The organism is Acinetobacter sp. CIP 102637, from assembly GCF_000368425.1.
GTDB lineage: Bacteria > Pseudomonadota > Gammaproteobacteria > Pseudomonadales > Moraxellaceae > Acinetobacter > Acinetobacter parvus.
The window spans coordinates 632,894-654,993 of the sequence record NZ_KB849435.1 but is presented as its reverse complement, the minus strand read 5'-3'; the positions used below and the strand labels follow the sequence as shown (position 1 = coordinate 654,993).

At 40.2% G+C, this 22,100-nt stretch carries 25 protein-coding genes and 2 pseudogenes; 18 read left to right on the top strand and 9 right to left on the bottom strand.

Features of this window, described 5'->3' with window-relative positions; all coding sequences use genetic code 11:
* The first annotated feature begins 350 nt into the window (after positions 1-350).
* Positions 351-611, top strand: a complete 261-nt coding sequence (locus F967_RS06115; protein ID WP_004680924.1) for a hypothetical protein — start codon at positions 351-353, stop codon at positions 609-611.
* A gap of 16 nt (positions 612-627) precedes the next feature.
* Here the strand turns inward: F967_RS06115 and F967_RS06110 are convergent, their stop codons facing one another.
* Positions 628-1,083: a hypothetical protein gene (locus F967_RS06110; RefSeq protein ID WP_004798857.1), complete on the bottom strand. Its 456-nt coding sequence runs from the start codon at positions 1,081-1,083 to the stop codon at positions 628-630.
* A gap of 134 nt (positions 1,084-1,217) precedes the next feature.
* Here F967_RS06110 and F967_RS06105 point away from each other — a divergent pair, with 134 nt between their 5' ends.
* From F967_RS06105 to F967_RS06075, 7 genes are all read left to right on the top strand, one after another.
* Entirely contained in the window at positions 1,218-2,081 is an 864-nt protein-coding gene (locus tag F967_RS06105; RefSeq protein WP_004798855.1) for an alpha/beta hydrolase family protein, read from the top strand.
* Between the two features lie 285 nt (positions 2,082-2,366).
* On the top strand, positions 2,367-2,678 hold the full coding sequence (locus F967_RS06100) for an ArsR/SmtB family transcription factor (RefSeq protein WP_004680927.1): 312 nt from the start codon (positions 2,367-2,369) through the stop codon (positions 2,676-2,678).
* 111 nt (positions 2,679-2,789) lie between these two features.
* Positions 2,790-4,466 (top strand): SulP family inorganic anion transporter, encoded by a 1,677-nt coding sequence (locus F967_RS06095; protein ID WP_004798854.1) that lies wholly within the window; start codon positions 2,790-2,792, stop codon positions 4,464-4,466.
* A 197-nt stretch (positions 4,467-4,663) separates the two neighbouring features.
* On the top strand, positions 4,664-5,857 hold the full coding sequence (sstT, locus tag F967_RS06090; RefSeq protein ID WP_004798852.1) for a serine/threonine transporter SstT: 1,194 nt from the start codon (positions 4,664-4,666) through the stop codon (positions 5,855-5,857).
* 21 nt (positions 5,858-5,878) lie between these two features.
* Positions 5,879-6,559: a YoaK family protein gene (locus F967_RS06085; RefSeq protein WP_004680936.1), complete on the top strand. Its 681-nt coding sequence runs from the start codon at positions 5,879-5,881 to the stop codon at positions 6,557-6,559.
* A gap of 3 nt (positions 6,560-6,562) precedes the next feature.
* Positions 6,563-7,102: a DUF2058 domain-containing protein gene (locus tag F967_RS06080; RefSeq protein WP_004680937.1), complete on the top strand. Its 540-nt coding sequence runs from the start codon at positions 6,563-6,565 to the stop codon at positions 7,100-7,102.
* A 116-nt stretch (positions 7,103-7,218) separates the two neighbouring features.
* Positions 7,219-8,493 (top strand): mechanosensitive ion channel family protein, encoded by a 1,275-nt coding sequence (locus F967_RS06075; protein ID WP_004680938.1) that lies wholly within the window; start codon positions 7,219-7,221, stop codon positions 8,491-8,493.
* 139 nt (positions 8,494-8,632) lie between these two features.
* Here the strand turns inward: F967_RS06075 and F967_RS06070 are convergent, their stop codons facing one another.
* A complete protein-coding gene (locus F967_RS06070) occupies positions 8,633-8,827 on the bottom strand; it encodes a hypothetical protein (RefSeq protein WP_004680939.1) in 195 nt (64 codons plus the stop codon).
* 338 nt (positions 8,828-9,165) lie between these two features.
* Between F967_RS06070 and F967_RS06065 the strand changes: the two genes are divergently transcribed.
* The 7 genes and pseudogenes from F967_RS06065 to F967_RS06035 all read left to right on the top strand — a co-directional run bounded on the left by F967_RS06065 (position 9,166) and on the right by F967_RS06035 (position 15,427).
* Complete coding sequence (locus F967_RS06065; RefSeq protein WP_004798849.1) at positions 9,166-11,013, top strand: ABC transporter ATP-binding protein; 1,848 nt, start codon at positions 9,166-9,168, stop codon at positions 11,011-11,013.
* Entirely contained in the window at positions 11,013-11,453 is a 441-nt protein-coding gene (locus F967_RS06060; protein WP_004680941.1) for a MaoC family dehydratase, read from the top strand. Before F967_RS06065 ends, F967_RS06060 begins: the two co-directional genes overlap by 1 nt.
* A gap of 129 nt (positions 11,454-11,582) precedes the next feature.
* Complete coding sequence (locus tag F967_RS06055) at positions 11,583-12,608, top strand: AraC family transcriptional regulator (protein WP_004680942.1); 1,026 nt, start codon at positions 11,583-11,585, stop codon at positions 12,606-12,608.
* A gap of 96 nt (positions 12,609-12,704) precedes the next feature.
* Positions 12,705-13,079: a glycine cleavage system protein GcvH gene (gcvH, locus tag F967_RS06050; protein ID WP_004680943.1), complete on the top strand. Its 375-nt coding sequence runs from the start codon at positions 12,705-12,707 to the stop codon at positions 13,077-13,079.
* Between the two features lie 51 nt (positions 13,080-13,130).
* Positions 13,131-13,731, top strand: a pseudogene (locus tag F967_RS06045) (zinc-binding dehydrogenase); the annotation flags it as partial.
* A 133-nt stretch (positions 13,732-13,864) separates the two neighbouring features.
* The gene (gene trmA / locus F967_RS06040) at positions 13,865-14,950 is read left to right on the top strand and encodes a tRNA (uridine(54)-C5)-methyltransferase TrmA (protein WP_004680945.1); all 1,086 of its coding nucleotides are present in this window, start codon (positions 13,865-13,867) and stop codon (positions 14,948-14,950) included.
* 249 nt (positions 14,951-15,199) lie between these two features.
* Positions 15,200-15,427, top strand: coding sequence for a hypothetical protein (locus F967_RS06035; protein WP_004680946.1), 228 nt, complete (start codon positions 15,200-15,202; stop codon positions 15,425-15,427).
* Positions 15,428-15,459: 32 nt separating this feature from the next.
* Here the strand turns inward: F967_RS06035 and F967_RS06030 are convergent, their stop codons facing one another.
* From F967_RS06030 to F967_RS06010, 5 genes and pseudogenes are all read right to left on the bottom strand, one after another.
* Positions 15,460-16,194, bottom strand: a complete 735-nt coding sequence (locus tag F967_RS06030) for a phosphodiester glycosidase family protein (protein ID WP_004680947.1) — start codon at positions 16,192-16,194, stop codon at positions 15,460-15,462.
* Positions 16,195-16,297: 103 nt separating this feature from the next.
* Positions 16,298-16,513, bottom strand: a pseudogene (locus F967_RS06025) (IS701 family transposase); the annotation flags it as partial.
* Between the two features lie 107 nt (positions 16,514-16,620).
* Positions 16,621-17,409, bottom strand: a complete 789-nt coding sequence (locus tag F967_RS06020) for a glutathione S-transferase N-terminal domain-containing protein (RefSeq protein WP_004680948.1) — start codon at positions 17,407-17,409, stop codon at positions 16,621-16,623.
* Between the two features lie 12 nt (positions 17,410-17,421).
* The gene (gene rraA / locus F967_RS06015) at positions 17,422-17,934 is read right to left on the bottom strand and encodes a ribonuclease E activity regulator RraA (RefSeq protein ID WP_004680949.1); all 513 of its coding nucleotides are present in this window, start codon (positions 17,932-17,934) and stop codon (positions 17,422-17,424) included.
* Between the two features lie 12 nt (positions 17,935-17,946).
* Positions 17,947-18,612 (bottom strand): NAD(P)H-binding protein, encoded by a 666-nt coding sequence (locus tag F967_RS06010; protein ID WP_004680950.1) that lies wholly within the window; start codon positions 18,610-18,612, stop codon positions 17,947-17,949.
* A 211-nt stretch (positions 18,613-18,823) separates the two neighbouring features.
* Between F967_RS06010 and rpsT the strand changes: the two genes are divergently transcribed.
* Complete coding sequence (gene rpsT, locus F967_RS06005; RefSeq protein WP_004677838.1) at positions 18,824-19,090, top strand: 30S ribosomal protein S20; 267 nt, start codon at positions 18,824-18,826, stop codon at positions 19,088-19,090.
* 118 nt (positions 19,091-19,208) lie between these two features.
* Here the strand turns inward: rpsT and F967_RS06000 are convergent, their stop codons facing one another.
* Both F967_RS06000 and F967_RS05995 read right to left on the bottom strand, forming a co-directional pair.
* Positions 19,209-19,940, bottom strand: coding sequence for a histidine phosphatase family protein (locus F967_RS06000; RefSeq protein WP_004680951.1), 732 nt, complete (start codon positions 19,938-19,940; stop codon positions 19,209-19,211).
* Positions 19,941-19,995: 55 nt separating this feature from the next.
* Positions 19,996-20,853: a 3'(2'),5'-bisphosphate nucleotidase CysQ family protein gene (locus F967_RS05995; RefSeq protein ID WP_004798846.1), complete on the bottom strand. Its 858-nt coding sequence runs from the start codon at positions 20,851-20,853 to the stop codon at positions 19,996-19,998.
* An 11-nt stretch (positions 20,854-20,864) separates the two neighbouring features.
* On the opposite strand from F967_RS05995, the gene F967_RS05990 reads away from it, so the two are divergent.
* Both F967_RS05990 and F967_RS05985 read left to right on the top strand, forming a co-directional pair.
* Positions 20,865-21,569: an HAD-IA family hydrolase gene (locus F967_RS05990; RefSeq protein WP_004798844.1), complete on the top strand. Its 705-nt coding sequence runs from the start codon at positions 20,865-20,867 to the stop codon at positions 21,567-21,569.
* Positions 21,553-21,981 (top strand): RNA-binding S4 domain-containing protein, encoded by a 429-nt coding sequence (locus tag F967_RS05985; RefSeq protein ID WP_004798842.1) that lies wholly within the window; start codon positions 21,553-21,555, stop codon positions 21,979-21,981. The genes F967_RS05990 and F967_RS05985 overlap by 17 nt, the downstream gene beginning before the upstream one ends.
* The last annotated feature ends 119 nt before the right edge of the window (positions 21,982-22,100 follow it).

The window sequence follows — 22,100 nt, the reverse complement described above, 5'->3', positions numbered from 1 at the left end:
ACATAATTTTAGCTATACAAAGAATGCTCCTTTACCCAATGTGCATTCTCTGTTTACGACAAATCTTTATTTTTTAAAATGGATTAATTCTACAGAAAAATAGCAATATCATTCATTATGTTAGAACCCTAAATATTTCAAAATGTAAAAAACAATCTATCATTTTACTGAAAAATACTATAGATTCACATTTAAAATACTTAAAAGTTATAAAAATCAATGTATTTAATGAATTAATCTAAAAAATATTGCAGTTACCTATTGAAATACTCAAAAATTAGCAGTACAACTGAAAGAATAATTCTGACCAAAACACTTAAGTTTTGTCATCGCCACAAGGAGGGATGGAGATGTTATCATTACATTTCAACAAGCAAGTCTTCATTAACACTCTGAAGACCACTGATTCGAGCATCTATGCAATCACAACGCTGGCCTTAATGGCAACGTTGTTATTCCAAGGCACTATTATGGGTAACTTAAAACCTGAATATTTCGCCTATGCAATGGTCGTCTCTATGGCTTTCTGTACGTGGGGGATTATTGATCGAAAGTGTCGACAGGTAAATATTGATCGACAAAAGAATTCTTTAGAGAAAATGGATGATTAATCATCCATTTTTTATATCAGCTTAAAAATTTTGCAATTGTTCCACATAATAAAATAGCTGTAGCACCCAGTTCAACAATAATTAAACTTAACATCATTAACGTCATGCACCAGGCTGGAATGGCCCGCTGGCCTAATTGATGAGGCTGCTTAAACTGATTGGTGGTATCTTTCAACAATCCATGAATGATATAGGTCAGAATGGACATCGCAAAGAAGAATAGGTTTGCAATCACACAAGCTAAAGTCCACATATCAGACAAAACTGTAAAATAACTCAATACAGCCAGAATTAAACTGGCGGCGGCATAAAGCAGACTGCTTCGATGAGCAATATCTACATAGTAATGTGCCCGTGCAAGCTCCGTTTTTCTAATTTGATAATATTTCCATACTCCTGTTAGCATCCCCACCCAAAGAAAAATTCCACTAAATATAATCGACAGTTCAGTCGCTTGAGTTAAAACAAACATCCGCTATCCTGTAAATCAGCTTCCTATTAGGGTTTTATATCACATAATAATTGACTTTTAAGTCATTTTTCACACGAGTTTCTTTTTAGAACTTGTGTAAAGTAGAAATATGCAAATACAAGAGTAGCTCGCTCATGAATAGCCCTGAATCATTTTGGATCAGTTGTAAAGATGGTTATCAACTTGCAGCTCAATTTTATCCTGCACAAAATGATAAACAGCAATATCCCATTCTCATTTGTCCTGCGACAGGGATTACTAAAACCTTTTACCACCCTTTTGCAGAGTGGTTGAGTCAGCAAGGCTATGATGTTCTAAGTTTTGATTTTCGTGGTATTGGTCAATCTCTACATGGAGCACTTAAAGATTCAACAGCCAGTATCAATGATTGGGGACTACTTGATGTTCCAGCGGCAGTTGATGCTTTGCTGAATCGAACCCAGGCAGAAAAAGTCATTATTATTGGGCATAGTGCTGGGGGTCAGCTTCTTGGGGTGAATCCCAACTATAATAAAGTTGCCAAAGTTCTGGCAATTGCGGGTTCAACAGGCCACGTAAAAGGCTTAAAAGGCAAAACCAAGCTGCTTGCCCCTATCATGTTTAATGTTATTTTCCCTATTTCCAGCTTTTTCAAAGGCTATGGCGCAACCCAGTTTATCGGTATGGGGGAAAACTTGCCAAAAAATGTCGCAAGACAATGGGCAGAATTCTGTAGCAAACCTGGCTATGTGATGAATGCGATTGGGAAAAGCATTTTTGATGACTATCATCAGGAAATTCAATGCCCTATTACTTCTTTTTGGGCCTCAGATGATGAAATTGCAACACAGGCAAATGTTGAGGATTTACTGCGTCTTTACCCCAATGCAAAAACTAGGCTCATCGAACTTAACCCTAGAAAATATGGCTATAAACAGATTGGACACATGCTGATGTTTAAAAAATCCCATCAGAAACTATGGCCAGTTTTGGAAAATGAGTTAAAAAACTTGAATTAACAACACTCCTTACCTCAACAATATATACACTTTTACGCATCTAAACTTGTAATCCTGTTTAGATGCGTCTTTTTCTCTTTCATCTCTGTACACGACAAATTTCACAGAACTCTTATCCTATACCTATTTTCTTAATAAAAAATAATGCAATCTGCAAAACAAGACAATATATCACTTTTACTTATATATATTTTCATTAAAAACCATTGCAATTATTCAGTTTTACTTCAATTTTTTGATTTACTCAACTTATACTAAGTTCGGTTGTAATGTCGTGAGAGTAATATGCAAAAGGATCTTGAGATCGAGGCAATGAGAGAGTCTGCCGACTCAATTGTAAATGTGCTGAAGTCTCTGGCAAATACGGATCGTTTAATCATCTTGTGCCACTTGGCCAAGCAGGAACTGAATGTTTCCCAGATTGAAGTGCTTACTCACATTTTCCAACCAACACTTTCCCAACAGTTAATGATGCTCAGAAAAAGTAAGGTTGTTACGACACGTCGTGAAGGCAAACAAATTTTTTACTCAATTAGTGACCCTAAACTCCAGGTCGTTTTAAAGACCCTATACGAAAACTACTGTCCAAATATATAAACCTTTTGCTTAAATAAGCAATTGCTACTGAATCGCTTTAGCTTTTTTTATTAATAATATATATTTATATATAATATAAATTATTTATGCATAAACCGGTTCAACCTGAATATGTCCATATTTCCTGCACTGAAATGGCTAAAGACTTATCATCCTACACACTTTAAGGCTGATGTAGTTGCTGCATTAATTGTACTTGCAATGTTGGTTCCCCAAGGAATGGCCTATGCCATGCTTGCAGGGCTTCCACCAGTGATGGGTATCTATGCCAGTATTCTACCCATGATCATCTATGCCTTTACAGGCAGTAGCACCACACTGTCGATTGGTCCTGTTGCCATCATCTCAATGATGGTTTTTTCAGCGCTTCAACCTCTTTTTGCCGTTGGCTCTACCGCCTATATTGAAGCTGCCTGTCTCCTGGCGATTATGGTCGGAATTATTTCACTGATTTTAGGCCTGTTCCGTTTTGGCTTCCTGATCCAGCTCATTAGCCATCCCGTTATCAAAAGCTTTATTATTGCATCTGCATTATTAATCGCTTTGGGACAATTTAAGTTTCTGCTCGACATTCCATTACAGACCAACAATATTCCAGAGTTTATTGGAAGTTTGGTCAATAACTTCCATCACATCAGTTTTCTAAGTGTAGGCGTGAGTTTAGCGGCAATCACCATACTGGTTTTTCTGCCTAAATGGGTGCGATCAGATTTTTTAAATAAGACCATTCCCCTGTTATTGGTTTTAAGTTCAATTATTGTTGTGTATGCATTCAATCTGGATCAACATGGGCTGAAAACTGTTGGGATCATTCCGACAGGTCTGCCAAGCTTTCATTTTCCAACATGGAATCTTGATCTGGTTCAGAAACTACTTCCCAGCGCATTTATGATTGCCATGATTAGTTTTGTTGAGTCACTGGCGATTGCGCAGGCCACCGCATTGCAAAAGCGTGATGACCTCAATAGCAATCAGGAGCTGATCGCTCTAGGCTTGGCCAATATTGCGGCAGGGATAAATATGGGATTTGCAGTTTCAGGAAGTTTGTCCCGTACGGTTGTCAATAGTGATGCAGGTGCAAAAACGCCTATGTCTGGGGTCATGTCCTCATTATTGATGATTGCGGTCAGCCTTTATTTCACCAGTTTTTTTCAAAATCTGCCGCTAACAATTCTGGCTGCCACGATTTTTGTCTCCATCTGGAAACTGGTCTCATTCCTACCCTTTTTTGAAACCTGGAAATATTCCAAGGCCGATGGGCTGGCCATGTGGGCCACATTCCTTGGTGTCACCTGTATTGATATTTCGACAGGACTTGTGATTGGAATCATCCTTACATTTATTCTTTTATTATGGCGGATTAGCCGTCCACATATTGCTGTGATTGGTCTGGTTGAGGGTACACAGCATTTTAGGAATGTATCCCGCTATGATGTGCTTACCACAGAAACAATCGCATCTTTCCGTATTGATGAGAACCTTAACTTTCTCAATGCGCATGTGCTAAAGGGCTATATCATCACGGAACTCAGCCATAATCCACAGATACAGCATGTGGTGATTAACTGTTCCAGCATCAGCAATATTGACCTGAGTGCGGTGGAAATGCTGGAAGAGCTTAATGGGGAATTATTGCAATTGGGAATTCAGCTGCATTTATCTGAAGTAAAGAGCCCAGTCATGGATCAGCTCAATTCATCTAGGTTAATCAATATGTTAAGTGGAAAAATCTTTTTATCCCACTATCAGGCCATACAAACACTTTCACCTGAAATCCTGCACCCATAAACCCATCTTTTTAGCTCTTTTTTCATACAAAAAGATGTGCCAGGTTTCTATAAAAGACTTTTAAAAACATTGTGTTAATTTTTACAATATTTTTAGAGTAAATAGGTTGCAAAAAAAATTTATTATTCACGGTTCTTGGGTATAGAATACCGCGCTTGTTTAACCTTAAACCGCGCACTGGTTTATAAGGCTTTTATATGTTGAATGTATTGTCTCGCTTAAGTTTAGTCAGCAAAATTATTATCGCTATTTTTCTAGGGGTTGGCGTGGCATTGCTGTTCCCTGGCTTTACACCCTACCTAAGTTTATTGGGTGAATTGTTTATTAAAGCATTAAAGTCAGTTGCACCGATTTTAGTGTTTGTTTTGGTTCTTGCCTCAATCGCAAATTTCCAAGTGGGACAAAACTCAAATTTGAAACCTGTATTGGTGTTATATGTGGTTGGAATGTTGCTTGCCGCATTCAGCGCCGTAATTGCCAGTATCGTGTTTCCAAGCCAGCTATTCCTGCATCTGGCAACCGAGACCACCCTACAGGCACCTGGAAGCCTTACCGATATTCTAAAAAATCTGCTGTTAAGCTTTATTGCCAATCCCGTTCAGGCGATTAGTGAAGCGAACTTTATTGGTATTCTGGCGTGGGCAATTGGTCTGGGACTGGCCCTGCGACATGGTTCAGATTCAACCAAGCAAGTGTTGACAGATGTTGCTGATGCGGTCAATAAGATTATCCATACCGTGATTGGTTTTGCTCCTGTGGGTATTTTTGGTTTAGTGGCAGTGACCTTTGCCGATGCAGGCTTGGCAACGCTGTCCAGTTATGCACACTTGTTGATGGTTTTAATTGGAACAATGATTTTCGTGGCATTGGTCATCAATCCAGTTCTGGTTGGTATTACAATGCGTGCAAATCCCTATCCACTGGTGTTTAGATGCCTCAAAGAAAGTGGGATTACCGCTTTCTTTACCCGCAGTTCAGCCGCCAACATTCCTGTAAACCTCGATCTGGCGCATCGTTTAGGTGTGAATGAAGCGATGGCGAGTGTTTCAATTCCATTGGGTGCCACCATCAATATGGCGGGTGCAGCCGTCACCATTACCGTACTCACACTCGCCGCCGTAAATACACTGGGTATCCATGTTGATTTAAGCGTGATGCTGATTTTATCTATTGTTGCAGCAGTCTCTGCATGTGGCGCCTCAGGTGTTGCGGGTGGTTCTCTTTTACTTATCCCTGTTGCATGTAGCTTATTTGGTATATCATCAGAGATTGCAATGCAGGTCGTTGCAATTGGTATGATTATTAGTGTATTGCAGGATTCAACCGAAACCGCGTTAAATTCATCAACCGATGTTCTGTTTACTGCTGCTGTAGATTTCCGAAACCGCTAGAATTAGTAGTTTGAGCTTGCTATGCCTTTACAACGTTTACCCAACTGGATTCAATTTGGTGCTTTCCTATTGGCATTAAATGCAGGCATGGTAAACGTTCTGGGTTTATTCACGGTTCTACACCAATCCGTTTCACATATGACAGGCAATGTCAGCATGCTCGCAATGAGTCTGCTTGACTGGCGGCCTGAGCATTTTATCTATCTAAGCCTTGTCATCCTTTGTTTTGTCATTGGGTCTTTTTACAGCGGCCTGATTCTTGGCAATGGTCACGTGACCTTTGGTAGACATTATGGCGTGCCGCTTAGTCTGGTTGCCATTTTCCTGCTTCTTACCTGGTTACTGTTGCCATTTTTCCCCCGTTATGGACTGCTGTGGGCATGTGTGGCAATGGGTATGCAGAATGCGATGGTCAGCCATTATAAAGGCGCAATTATCCGTACCACGCATTTATCTGGTGTCTTAACCGATATTGGTCTGACACTCGGATATAAGGCCCGTGGCTTAAAAGTTGAAAATCGCCGTATTTCCTTACATGTATTGATCTTTATTGGTTTTTTAATGGGTGGACTGATTGCCAGTTTGCTTTATCCTTATTTAAAATTACAAACCTTTCTCATACCCACAGGTTTAAGCCTTGCCATGAGTATGACATATTGGATCGTTTATTTTCGTTCTTCTTCTCACCCAAATCTGGATTGAATTATGGTTAAAAATGCACTGCAAGCGCAATTATTAAAAGCAGGTTTAGTTGACAATAAAAAAGCAAAGAAACTGACCAAGCAAGCCCAGCATGAACAGCGCACTGGACAGAATGATGATGCGACATTAAAAGCGGAAATTGACCGTGTCAATCAGGAGAAACTGGCAAAAGACCAGGCACTCAATCTGGAAAAACAGCGTGTATTGGAAGAAAAAGCCCTTAAGGCATCTATTATCCAGATGATTAAACAACATAAGATTAATCAAACTGACGGTGATGCAGTCTACCAGTTTATTGATGACAGCAAGATCAAGAAAGTCTATATCTCACAACAGGTTTATAATGCGCTGGTTTCAGGCTCGCTTGTGATTGCAAAGGATCAAGAGAGTTATGCCTACCTCCCTAAGGCATTGGCGGAGAAAATTGAGCAGAAAATGCAGGGCTTTATCATTGTGAATAATAATGCACAGACCAATGATCAAACAACGGACGAGGAAGACCCATACGCAGCCTATGTGATTCCAGATGACCTGATGTGGTAATCTACTTTTAACAAATGTTAAAATTTCTTAAGAATCGTATATAAAATGTGACCAAATTATCATAGCAGCGTTTAACACCTTAAAATTCCACTTCAAGAATTTTAAGGTGTTTAGGTTTGGATTATTTAAATTTTATAGCTGATATTCGAAGTGAACTAAGCCACTTTCCGTGGCTAGAAACCTTGCTTGCCTTGATTGTTCTCGTCCTCTTTGCCGCATTAGCGAACTTTATTGCCAAGAGAGTGATTGTTCGGGGTATCGGCTATTTAGTCACCAAACTAAAAACATCGAACCAATCCATTTTTGCCGAGCACAGCATTATTCGCAGACTTGCCAATCTTGTTCCTGCCCTTGTAGTTATGAATGGGGTTACCACCATTCCTCATCTTTCACCCAAATTGATCATGTTTATTCAGATGGGTGCACAGGCATTCATTTTCCTCACCATTGCACTGACCATCAGTGAAGCACTGAATATCTTTAACCTGATTTATCAACGCAATCCAAAATCACGGAACAAGCCGATCAAGGGTTATCTACAGTTGATCAAGCTTATTTTGTTCGTTGTGTGTGGTCTGATGATTCTGGGTACTTTCCTTAAAAAGGATGTATTCACCTTGCTGGCTGGCTTTGGGGCCATGACAGCAGTCCTGATGCTGGTGTTCCAGAACACCATTTTATCCTTGGTGGCGAGTGTACAGATCGCCTCTTATGACATGGTGCGGATTGGTGACTGGATTGAAATGCCTTCTTTAAATGCGGATGGTGATGTCATTGATATGTCATTACATACCGTGACCGTACAGAACTTTGATAAGACATTTACCACCATTCCAACCAATAAACTGGTGACAGATACCTTTAGAAACTGGCGTGGTATGAGTAATGCAGGTTGCCGTCGCATCAAGCGGTCACTTTTTGTTGATCAAAGTAGCGTACATTTTATGAGTGACGAAGAGCAGCAAAAGCTAAAAGAGTTCTTGCTATTAGATCAGTATCTGGATGCCAAACAATCTGAAATTGAAGATTTCAACAAACAACTGAGCAATCAGTCGCGCTACAACCAAAGACGTTTAACCAATCTTGGCACATTCAGGGCATATGTTGAGTTTTATCTGAAACAGCATCAAGGCATTGCCCAAAACCAGACATTATTGGTCCGTCAGTTGCAGCCGACCAGTGAGGGCTTACCTTTGGAAATCTATGCATTTACAAATACAACGGCATGGGCATCTTATGAAGCAATTCAATCTGATATTTTTGATCACTTGATTGCGATTATTCCTGAGTTTGGATTGAGAATTTATCAGGCACCATCAGGTCATGACTTTCAAAACCTAAATACTGGGGCTGCAAATCCAACCTCTCTTACAGGTCTGAATGAGGGCTGAGATAACTTTTACACCATTTCCAAATGAATAAGCCTCCCATATGGGAGGCTTAATTTAAAGCTCAAAATATTAAATCTGCTTTCAATGATGAGATTACAGAACTAAGTATGAAAACGGAAAATTAAGATTTATTCTCAATTCAATGAATACTAAGTTCCTCATCTTTTGCAACGACCACCGCGGTCAGAATCGGGATACCAAGAATAACAGGAACAACAATAATCCATAAGTCAGTCGTTAAGGCACTCGAAAAGAAAAAGTGAATAACAATTGCGGCTAAAGCCAATACTGAAAACAAAATAGCCATGAATCGAATTGCAAATTTAACAAGCATCTTTTAATCCTGTTTGGTTCTGGTGTTGTCTTTCAGTATACGCCTGTTTTAACCGATGTATTCAGTTTTTAATATCTATCATTAAAATATTTAGGCGGCCATTTTTCGACATTCAATTGCACATTGACGACACAACGCATTAATGCCCATTTTCTTCATTAAAGTACGTGTATGACGCCGTCCTATATGATGTCCTTGACGGTTCAATAAATCACCTAAGCTTTAGGCTGGACAAATGTCTCATTTTTAGAGATACGCTTTTCTCATCTATCAAAGTCAATTTTCTGCTATCCTATCCAGAAGCTGAATCAGTACTTTAGAATTAGAGGAAAAGTGTAATGCTGCAATGGTTTGAAAAATTAGTTGATCCATATCCAACGAAAGACTTAAACAAACCATTACCTACCACGTTTTTCGCTTTCGTCTGGCAAGCCACCAAAGGCGTTCGTCCTTTCCTGTTTTTACTGATTGCCTGTACTGCAGCCGCAGCCTGTTTCGAGGCATTGTTCTTTTCTTATATTGGAAAACTGGTTGACTGGCTCACTAAAAGCCAACCCAATACCTTTTTAGAGACCAACCAACAAAATCTCACCATTCTGATTAGCATTCTGTTTGCCAATATTTTCTTTGTCAGCCTACAGTCTGTTATCAAGCATCAGGTTTTGTTCAGTAATTTTCCAATGCGTATGCGTTGGCTTTTTCACAACCTGCTGTTGCAACAAACTCTGGATTTCTTCCATACCGATTTCGCAGGTCGGCTTTCAGCCAAAGTGATGCAAACCGCATTGGCCGTTCGTGAATTCTGGATAATTCTAGGCGATATGCTGGTTTATGTGCTGATCTACTTTATTACAATCAGTTTGGTGCTTGGTTCAATCTCCCCTGTACTGATTGTTCCCTTGATTTTATGGCTGGTCTTATTTATTGCGATTGCCAGTTATTTCATTCCTCGTCTGGGCAAAGTCTCACAGGAACAGGCTGATGCACGCGCAGTGATGACGGGTCGTGTCACTGATGCCTATACCAATATTCAAACGGTGAAACTGTTTGCCCACGCAGGCCGTGAAAGCCAGTATGCCAAAGAATCCATGCAGGAATTTATGGTCACGGTGTATAAGCAAATGCGTCTGGGGGTGAAATACCAGATCAGTATTCGCCTATTGAGTGCTTTTCTGTTTATTGGCGTAATTGGCACATCGGTCTGGCTGTGGACGCAGGGTCAGGCTGCCATTGGGGTCATTGCGGCGACCACAGCAATGGTATTAAAACTGGATAGTCTTGCAGAATTTATTATGTGGCATGTCACCATGCTGTTTGAAAATGTCGGCACCATTCAGGATGGCATGAAAACCTTAGGTAAACCAATCCAGATTCAGGATAAACCAGATGCAAAAGAGTTAACCGTTCAACATGGTGAAATTCGTTTTGAAGATGTCAGTTTTGCCTATAACCAAAAGAATGTCATTGATCATTTCAACCTGACCATCAAACCAGGTGAGAAAATTGGAATTGTTGGGCGCTCTGGCGCAGGAAAATCCACCCTGATTCAACTGCTTCTGCATTTTTATACGATCAAGCAAGGCCGTATCCTGATTGACGGTCAGGATATTCAGGAAGTTACACAGGATAGTTTACGTGCCAACATCGCTCTAGTGACTCAGGACACCTCTCTACTGCATCGTACGGTTGCTGAAAACATTAAGTATGGCCGCCCCAATGCGACTGAAGCTGAAATTCAACAGGCTGTCAGAAAAGCCAAAGCGGAAGAATTTATTTCACAGCTAACCGATATGAAAGGTCGTGTTGGCTTTGATGCCTATGTGGGTGAGCGTGGGGTCAAACTGTCTGGTGGGCAACGTCAACGTATTGCAATTTCAAGGGTTTTTCTGAAAGATGCACCAATTTTAATCTTGGATGAAGCCACCAGTGCACTTGACTCCGAAGTCGAGGCAGCCATTCAAAGCAGTTTAAATGACTTAATGGTTGGCAAAACGGTTATTGCAATTGCACACCGTTTATCTACTATTGCCCAGATGGATCGACTCATTGTGCTTGATCAGGGCAGAATTGCCGAACAAGGTACACATGAGCAGCTTATTGCAAATGATGGTTTGTATGCTCAGCTATGGAAACGTCAGACAGGTGGTTTTCTGGTTGAACAGCGAGTGACTCAGGACCCAGAATAATGTTGTATTTAGAAGACTTAAAGGTTGGAGATCATTTCATCAGCCGTGAATATGAAATGACACTTGATGAGGTGAAACAGTTTGCTGGTCAATATGACCCACAACCCTTTCATCTGGATGAGGAAGCTGCCACAGAACATCCTGTTTTTCAGGGTTTGGCAGCAAGTGGATGGCACACCTCGGCAGTCACCATGCGTTTATGGACTGAATGTTTTCCTGTCGCAGGTGGTCTCGTGGGAACAGAATCCAGTTTACGCTGGCCCCGCCCAACACGTGTTAGCGATAAAATTCATGTTGAAATTGAAATTACGGCAATTGTGCCATCTAAAACCAAAATTGATCGTGGTATCGTCAGCTATGTCACGCAGGCTTTGAACCAGCATGGCGATGTGCTATTAATATCAACAACCAAAATTATGGTTTTCAGAAAACCAGCCTGATTTTTGAATGATTAGGTGAATTTTTTGTCCAACAATTTTTATAATTGATAATTTTATTTCATGTAAAGATATTTAAGACTTATATGTTTAAAAGACATTGGCAAAATTGATGAGCGCCACGGAAAGCACATGAAAACAACCTCAACTCGTCAAGATCAGGGCATACCAGGTGTCTATGGCTTATTGCTATTGGATGTTGTTTCTCGTTGGGGATATAACGATGAAACCTTATTTGCCCCATTTCGTTTAACCAGTGAGCAACTGGCCGATCCGAATTATCGAATTCCAACACCGATTGCAAATGAACTGGTGAAACACGCTTTGCGCCTAACGGGTGAAAGCACGCTTGGCTTTCATTTGGGCACGCAAATGCGAATTTCGATTCATGGTTTCATTGGCTACGCCATTATGACCGCGCATGATATTACCGATGCAATTGCGCTCGCCAGCCGTTTTATCCAATTACGCTTGCCTTTTTTACAACTCTATTTTTCCACGTTTGGACCTAAAGCCACCTTGCAGTTGCAGTGTGACATCGAAGTTGAACCTTTACGCACTGAGATTATCCTGGGCCTCAGCATCGGCATTATGACCATGGCCAAAGCCTTAACAGGAATTGAAGATTTAAAAAGTGAAGTTGATTTAGATTTCCCTGAGCCTGTGGGATTTGATAAATATCGTGATAAATTAACCAGTACAGTAAATTTTAATCAGCCACATTTAATTTCCAGCTTTGATAAAAAATATCTTGGCTTGAAAATGGTCAATGCTGACCCAATTGCCAGCCAGATTGCCATTAACCAATGTGAAACTGAATTATCCGCTTTAGGTGAGCGCCGCCGTCTGGCCATGCGTGTCCGTGATATTTTGACCAATTCTGAACAGCATTATTTAAGCATTGAAAATGTTGCTGAACGTCTGCATATGTCTGACCGTACTTTAAAACGCCAGCTTGCGGCAGAGGGTACCTCTTTTTCTACTCTGGTAGATGAGGTGCGTTACCGTCATGCCACTTCCCTGTTGTCACGTACAGATTACAGTCTGGAACAAATTGCGGACGAATTGGGTTATTCTGATGTGGCAAACTTTAGCCGTGCCTTTAAGCGCTGGAGTGGCCGTAGCCCAAGCAACTGGCGTAAAGACCCTTATTTGTAATATTGCAAAGTGCTTCATTTTAAATACTTTTGTTTTGACCAAAAAACCTGTATAAAGCCAGACAAAAATGATGAGACAGATTGTTAAGGAGTTGTCATGAACCATCCAGCAGATTTGAAATATGCGCGTACGCATGAATGGGTAAGAATTGAGGGTGACCTGGTTGTTACGGGGATTAGTGACCATGCACAGGATGAGTTGGGCGATTTAGTCTATGTGGAAACACCAGAAGTAGGCAGCCATGTGATTGCAACTGAACAGGCAGGTATTGTTGAATCAGTCAAAACTGCTTCTGACATTCATGCTCCTGTTTCAGGTATAGTGGTTGAAGTAAACACTGCGCTTGAAGATGATCCTGATTTCGTCAATGAAGAGCCGTATGGTAAAGGCTGGATTTACAAGATCAAGCCAGACAATATCGCTGATGTTGAAAAACTGCTTTCCAATGAAGAATACGAATCAGGTTTATAATTCTTTATAAACTTGAAGATAAAAAGCCCAGTCATATTGAACTGGGCTTTTTTTATCCTAGGACATGATTTGGCAGGAGTCGTTGTTGGGATTGGCAATCAAGTCAATAACTTTAAAGTCGGTGATGAAGTTTACGCCAAAACTGATCAGGTCGGTGCTTTTGCAGAATTTACCACGGAGAAACAAACTTCACTGGGTCAAGGCCTTAGGTGCAGATATTATTATTGATTACACCACGACTGATTTTGAACAAGTACTTCATGATTATGATGTGGTTTTTGATACTCAAGGCGATAAGATTTTAACAAAATCCCTGAATGTACTAAAACGTGGTGGGCAAATCATCCGTATTTCTGGACCTCCTGATCTAAATTTTGCGGAAGCTATCCATGCAAATTGGTTACTCAAAAAAGTGATTCCGCTACTCAGTTGGTCAATCCGTTGCAAAGCCAAACAGCGTGGTATTGATTATTCATTTTTATTTATGCAGCCCAATGGAGCGCAATTAACCCAAATCACACAATTGGACGAAGCCGAAAAGCTTAAACCCATCATTGATCAAATCCATGATTTTGATCAAGCCCAAGAAGCACTGCAATATGTCAATACTGGACGATCAAAAGGAAAAGTTATTTTAAAGATCAAGTCATAAAAACACCACTTTTCAATCATATTTAAATTGTTCATGTACTGTATGAACAATTTGAATATTAAGTTTAACCACACGCTCACCCTATTTTTTGCTACCATCCTCACCTAAATTTAATTTGTAATTTTTCACGCTTATGACCCTATCTTATCAACAGCAACTTCAAGAGAAAGTTGAACGCATTACCACACAATTTGCGCCGTTCACCCCTCCAACTTTAGAAGTGTTTCAATCACCTGAACAACATTTCCGTATGCGTGCCGAATTCCGTCTCTGGCATACCGAAAATGATTTGTTCTATGCCATGTTTGAACGTGCTGAAGATGGTAAACAAAAAGAAGTTATTCGTGTGGATGAGTTCCCAATTGCGGATCAAAGCATCAATGATTTGATGCCACGTTTATTAGAAGAATTAAAAGCAATTCCTATTTTATCAGAACGTATTTTTGAAGCTGATTTCCTTGCCACATTGAGCGGAGAAATGTTGGTGACTTTAATTTATCATCGCCGTTTAGATGAAGATTGGGAAATCGCTGCGAACGCTTTAGCAGAAAAGCTGAATATTAAAATTATGGGACGTAGCCGTGGCCAAAAAGTGATTATTGGTGACGACTACGTGGTTGAACAACTCAATGTTCATGGTCGTATTTTTAAATACAAACAAATTGAAAGTAGCTTTACACAACCCAATGCACAAGTGTGCCAACATATGTTGGAGTGGGCTTGTGATGCTGCTGAAAGCTCTGAGAAAGACCTATTAGAATTGTACTGTGGTAATGGTAACTTTACCCTGCCACTCTCTTTGAAATTTAAACGTGTCCTTGCAACTGAACTTGCTAAATCTTCAGTCTACGCAGCGCAATGGAATATTGAGCAGAATCAAATTGATAATATTCAAGTAGCACGTTTATCAGCTGAAGAGTTTACTCAGGCGTATCAAGGTGAAAGAGCGTTTAGACGCCTCCAAGAAGCCGAAATTGATATTCAAAGCTATGACTTTGATACGGTATTTGTCGATCCCCCGCGCGCAGGAATTGATGACGAAACGTTGAAACTATTACAAGGCTTTAAGCGTATTCTTTATATTTCATGCAATCCAGATACCTTGCATGATAATTTAAAAATACTCAGTCAAACACATCGTATTATAAAATTTGCGATGTTCGATCAATTCCCTTTTACTCATCATGTGGAATCTGGTGTATTGCTCGAAAAAATTTAAACAAATTATTGCAAAGTAACCATTTAAAATAGAGAGTTTCCATAACTCTCTATTTTTATTCAAAGTTTTTACTAAAAAAAATGATGTTTTTCAAAGATCAAGTCATTCTACTGTCATAATTTCGTTAGAAACAAAAAGAATCATCGAAAAAACTGAAGTTCAACTGCTGCTTTTATCACTTAAGCTGACTTGTATTTTATTTTAAAGTGACTATATTTCGATCTATGTTAGGTTGTATATGAAGGCTCTATGAGTTTTTGGCAAAAATTGTTTAATGCAGATCAGCAATATAATGAACACAAGAACCAAACCTCTTGCGTTGAAAATGATTATTCTTGCAAATCAAATGAACAACTACTGGATGCTTTAGTCAAAGCAACAGATGAAGATGTGATTAAAGGCATCAAAAAAGTATTGATTTCCCGAGGCTACAGTCGCAAGGAATTACTTGCACTCACTAAGCCACCAATCCAATAAAAATAAAATTCTCCCTAATTTCTTAAATGGGATTAGGGACAATCTTTCCGACTCACTTCCCCAACAATTGGCCCTAAATTAAAAGTCTTGTCATGACGTTTAGTTTGGGACGAATATAAACTTGAAATTGAACCATCCAGATACAGCGCATTATCCACTTTTAGTTGTTGCTTAAAAAATTGTGCAAACTGATAGAAACTGACCCGTTGTTTCGAAATGACAAAATACAATTGATTATCCTTGATCCCCACACCATTCCTGATTTTTAAGGAATTTGAGTCAGGCAAGAACTGGCGATTCATTTTGCCATTATTTACCAGCATAGGTCCTGACTGAGTGGCAAACTGAGGCTTAAACCCATCATGCTTATATTCCGTGGTTGTTTTAATCACCGCTTGTTGATCATTCCAGGCAACCACCCCATTCGGTTGCATAAAGAAGTTACCAAAACCTGTTTCTTCATTTAACTGATTTATTTGCTTTCCATTTTCGACATATAACCCAACAGGTTGAAAGTCAGCATGATACATCCCTGCATTCATGGCAAAATTTAACTGTGCACATTTTGGCAACTCCCGTTTAATATTAGAAAACTTCTGGTAATAACGATCTGTCTTAGGACTTTTTAGGAACAATTTAAGCTGTCTCAGATCCTCTATTTTGATGACCTCATATTGAACATGTTGTACGTTAAATGTTTGTTGCCGCATTGCGTAAGTTGCTGGAACAATTGCCAATCCCAATACAATTAAAAGATATTTTTTCATTAGGCTATCAAACTTTCTTTTTCATATGGATTATTTTCACACAATCAGGAAAAAAACAAGGCTCTAGTCTAGACCCTTATAAATATATAGGACTTACGCACTGTTATTTATAGACTTTCTGTGGTAGCAGATGATTTTTATCGAGAATAAAGTCATCAATGAAGTTTTTGATCATTGGTCTAAATAATTTCTTCTGCCAACGATATACATTTTCAAAGATCTGCTCAAACTGGTTTTTTTGTATCTCCACGTAGGCCATCAAGGCTGAAAAAATATGATTCAAAATCAGTTTAGATCGTCTTACCTGAAACTTCTCAAATGGGTAATGTACAAGTTGCTGTAGAAACATGTTTAGTTCGTCTGATCACAGATACTTTATAAACTAGTTGAATACTTTTTTGAATCCGTCAATGCGTAAGTCCTAATTTATTTTCCGTACTGCTTTTTCAGGTACTCAACAATCTTGGCTGACTCAAACATCTTCACGCCTGTGTTTGGATCAACCAGATATGGCACCTGAATATCACGCCCCATGACTTCAACCACTTTTTCACGCTTGCCATTAGGCAGTGGAATATAGTGGCCTGGTTTCAAACGTAAAACCGCAGGTCCCATATCTTGCCAGCGTTCTTTTGGTACATTATGTAGTACATAAGGGAGTTCTAATTCGGTTAAAACTTCACGCACTAAACGTGTATAAGGACTTGCCTCAAAGCTCCACAACTCTAATAACTTTTCTGGAGCGGGACGATCTATAATCTGCTGGTCAATCCAGATACCACGACCCACATTGGCAACTGAAGCCAAAGCCGAAATATACGGAAGCTTTGGATAGTGGCTGAATTTCCTAGGAGTTTGCCCTGTTTTACCATAATGCTTGAATAGATAATGAATAATCTCTTGTGACTCATAAAGTTGAGCCCCTGTATTTTCATCAATTAAAAATGGAAACTGTTTTTTTCCACCTTTATCTTTTACAATTTGGCGATACTTCTTCCCACCTTTAGGACATGGATAAATTTCCACATCCAGATTCAGCAAGGTAATGACCTCTCGAACACGGCGGCAAAAGGGTGAACCTTCAAACTCATAAAGTTTTAACGGTTTCGAAGGCTGATTCGGTTGGGGTGTTCCCATCACACCTCTTCCACCTTCAATTAAAGTTGCAACAACAGATTGTAAAACCTTAATTTGATGATTCACCATTTTCAGCATATCGTGTTCCTTTTAGCAGTCGACCAACTTTTCTTTAACAATCACAATTCCGTTATTATCAGCATAGATATAATCACCAGAACTGATTGTTACGCCACCAAAATACAAGGTAATATCAACTTCACCTATGCCTTTACGGTTACTTTTTTGTGGAATTGCAGCCAATGCATGAACCCCTAAATCCAGTTCAGCAATCGCGTCAACATCACGCACACAGCCATAAATCACCACACCATTCCAATGATTCTTCACAGCTGATTCAGCAATCAAATCGCCCATTAGCGCGCAACGCATGGAAGCCCCACCATCCACAACCAGCACCTTGCCTGTACCGTCAGTTGCCAATAGCTCTTTTACACGTGAGTTATCTTCAAAACACTTGACTGTTACAACCTGCCCACCAAAAGTTTTACGCGCACCATAACTTTTAAAGAATTTTCCATCCAGGCTTGGTGTGACGACTTGTAGGTCTTTCTCAGGATTATCATCTAACAGGTCACAGGTTACAAAAGGGATTGTTGCCACTGAAGTTCTCCATTATTGGGTTTGTTGTATACTCAAATTATCATACAGCTTAAATGCAGCTGATTGGGTCTGGGCTGCGACCAGCATAGTATGCGCCAATTGTTCAGCTGATACAGGCTTAACTTTAAACGGCTTGGTCCAAGCTTTTTCGACCAGTTTATATACGGTCTGAGCCATATCTTCCAACACCCTTACTTCACTGCGCTTACCAATCAACAATGAAGGCTGGAAAATTGAAAGTTTATAAATTGAGAGGCTTTTGAGATATTGTTCCAGTTCACCCTTTACCTTATTGTAGAAAATTGGCGATTTAGCATTCGCTCCCAAGGCACTGACAACCAATAAATGAATATTTTTATCCTGAACCAGATCAGCAAAGTGTGCATTGATTTCATAATCAATTGCATAAAATTTTTCTTTTGAACCCGCCTGTTTAATGGTGCTTCCCAAGCAGCTAAACGCATGGGTATGTGAACTGACGTCCTCATCATTCAACAAAAGAAAATCTTCCAGAATAAGCTGTGTTACTTTACTATAAGATTTTAATATATCTGAATTTTTTCTCACCACAACCGTGATTAAACTAAAATCATCTGATTGTTGCAACCGTTCCACCAAGGCCTGGCCAACCAGACCCGTTGCACCAATCACAATTGCTTTTTTATCACCTCTTTTCATTTTTATATCACTCAAGTTATAACTAGGGTTAATGTAACGTTTTCTTGCAAGATTATCACCTGTTAAATGTAGTTAAACACATTACAAGGCTTGACTTCGCGACGTAGTTTCCTCAAAATATGGCACTTGTTTACGGGCTGGTGAATGTTTCCAATTTTGTTGGTTTAAACTTCAGCCCGCCCAGACCAACTTATTTTCAAGGAGTGCACGAGTGGCAAACTCTGCTCAAGCTAAAAAACGTGCTCGTCAAAACGTTAAAGCACGCAAACACAACGCAAGCTTGCGTTCTATGGTTCGTACTTACATCAAACGTACAGTAAATGCAATCGCTGCTGGTGATTATGGTGTTGCTACAGAAGCTTACAAAAAAGCTGTTCCTGTAATCGACCGTATGGCTGATAAAGGCATCATCCACAAAAATAAAGCTGCTCGTCACAAGAGCCGCTTAAACGCTCAAATTAAAGCTTTAGCTAACTAATTTGATGCATGTAAAAAAGCCCGATTTTCGGGCTTTTTTATTATCTTCAATTTACTAATGCAACGTTAGTAGTTTGTTAATTTTAAATTGCACAATTAAATCATACTTTTCAAAAGTCTTATTTATTCTGAAAATCTTTAATGACCAGTTCATGCTTTTGACCACGCCAAATCCATTTTAGCTTACTATTGCTAAAATCCTCTCCCTCAAACCAGACAAACAGCCCCTCCATCATGTCAGGCCAATCGGACTGTTCAATTTGTTTGTTACCTGAAATAACAGCAACAATCGCAGCAAGAATGGTGTCGTGGCTAACAGCCAAGCTTAAACCCTGATGTTGCGTCGGATGGGTATGATATAACAGCTCCAGAACATCAAAAACGCCTGTAATTGGATGTTTCATACCAGGCAAAGCATTGTTCACAAAACTATTAATAAACCCTAATGCACCTTGTTTACGGAAATAGGGCGCAGCCTGCTGAATATCCAGTACAAAGCTGCCTGGTTCAACCAGCAAACGCTGTTCAACAATTTCAATGGTATGGGTATTAACCACTTTATGGGTGCGATCCGCACCCTCTATCATCAATGCGGCGGTATCCACGCAACGCTGGATTGGGCTTGAAATACAGTGCTGAATGGCCCGATCTGTATTCTGAATTAAATACTGCCCCCATGCATAGGCAAGCTCCCGCCCCTGTTCAGTCAACTGTAGATCATAGCTTGCCAAGCCCTGACCATTTACCAGCTCACGCAGCGAGTGGCGGGTAAATAAAGTCACTGGGGTTGAAGCATTGGGAAGTAAATCAATTGCTTCAAACATACTTTTTGGCAATAAATGCAGGGCCATATTACAATTATAAAAGATAAGAATTTAGCCCACTATACCATGAGCTGCTCAACTCTCAATCTAAAATGCCTGAATGACTCAAGGCATCATAAGCAATTTTTTTGCAATCCTGATCTCTAAAGGCGATAAAACCCTTGTTCAGCACAGTCTCACGCTGGTTGTACTGAAATGGCTTGCCATCCAGCGTCATCAAACCACCACCAATACTTTCCAGAAAAGCCTGTCCTGAACTGGTGTCCCATTCAGAGGTTGGATGAAAGCGCGGATAAATATCAATTTCCCCCTCCAGCATCATACAGAATTTATAGGCGCTGCCCGCCTCACGACGAATAACCTCACGATACCGCAAAATCTGTTCAATAAAGTTTTTGTATTTTGGATTCTTACTATGATGACTCAGGCCAATTTGAATTGCTGCTTCAGCCACATGTTCTTCAATCTGGTACTGCGACCATTGCTGGCGGCTAAAACTGTATTTATAAGGCTGCTGTGAGGTATAACCGATATACATCACCTGTTCACACGGCACCGCAATAATCGCGAAAGTAGTTTGACTGTTTTCAATCAGGCTCAGGTTGATGGTAAATTCATCACGTTCATGAATAAACTCCTTGGTTCCATCAAGAGGATCAAGCATCCAGCAACGTTGCCATGCAGCTCGGGCGGAATAATCACTTTCTTCTGACAACACAGGCAAATCTGGGGTTATTTCCGCCAAGTGCTTCAATAGAAAACGGTTTATCTTGAGGTCAGCCTGTGTCACAGGTGAATCATCACTTTTTTCCTGAATATTAAACTCGCAACCTGCACAATAACTTTGGTATTCTTCCAGCAATATTTGACTTGCCTGCGCCATGATTGGCACAAGTTGCGAAATCAACTGGTCCTGTGGGGCAAGCGTTTTAATAAACATAGATCAACCTTATGTCATATTCAGATTTACAGCAGCAACCCATCATATTCTTTGATATGGATGGCACTTTACTTGATTTAGCCTTTGACGATTTCATCTGGAATCATTGTTTGCCAGAGCGACATGCCCAGGTCCATCAATGCAGTCTGCAACAGAGCCAACAAACCCTGTTTCAGTTCTACCAACAGCATAAGCATACACTATCTTGGTATTCTTCGGCGTACTGGACGGCGAAAGTTGGTGTTGATGTATTACAACTCCAATACGAACATCGGGAAAAAATTCGTGCCCGTATAGGCTGTCATCAACTTTTACAACAACTCAAAAATCGGGGCTATCGCTGCTGGTTACTGACCAATGCTGACCGCGCGGGGCTACAGCTTAAACTTGAAAATATCGAGTTAAGCCCCTATTTTGAAGTAATGGTCAGCAGTGAGGAACTGGGACATGCCAAGGAGCAAGTTGCATTTTGGCAAGAGCTGCAACAACTGCATCCCTTTAATCCAGCCCAAGCTGTTTTTGTGGATGACACCGTTGCGGTACTCGAAAGCGCAGAAGACTTTGGCATCGCTCAACTATTCAGTATTCTACAGCCCTCAAGTGCAAAGCCTGCAAGAGCGGCAACAGAACTTCCTTACCCTGCACTCGACCATCTCACTGAACTTGTCGATTATCTTGACATTAAACTACAGGATACAGATGCAAAAACAGCATGAACAAGCAAGCATGGATGCCATGCGCATTGATAAATGGCTTTGGGCAGCACGTTTTTTTAAGACACGCTCCCTTGCCAAGGCTGCCATAGAGGGCGGTAAAGTCCATCACCAGAATGAACGCGTCAAGGTATCCAAAGACGTGCGCATTGGTATGGAACTCACCATCCAGCAGGGTTTTGAGAAAAAAACCGTAATCATCAAGGCTCTTTCTGCGGTTCGTGGTGGTGCACCAATTGCCCAGCAGCTTTATGAAGAAACAGCAGAAAGTATTGAACGTCGGGAGTTGCATGCCTCACAGCGAAAAATGCATAATCTAGCCCGACCAGATCACCGACCAAGTAAAAAAGACCGTCGTGATATCAATCGTTTTAAACATGAAAATGCTCAATCTTGGTCTTACCATGACGAATAATTTTTACGATAATGGACGCGTCATCTTGTGTCGTACAGACACGGGTCAGATGTAGAATAAACAATGAGAATCTGCCACTATACCCAAGTCCCAACAAGTTGAGATTCAATACATCCACT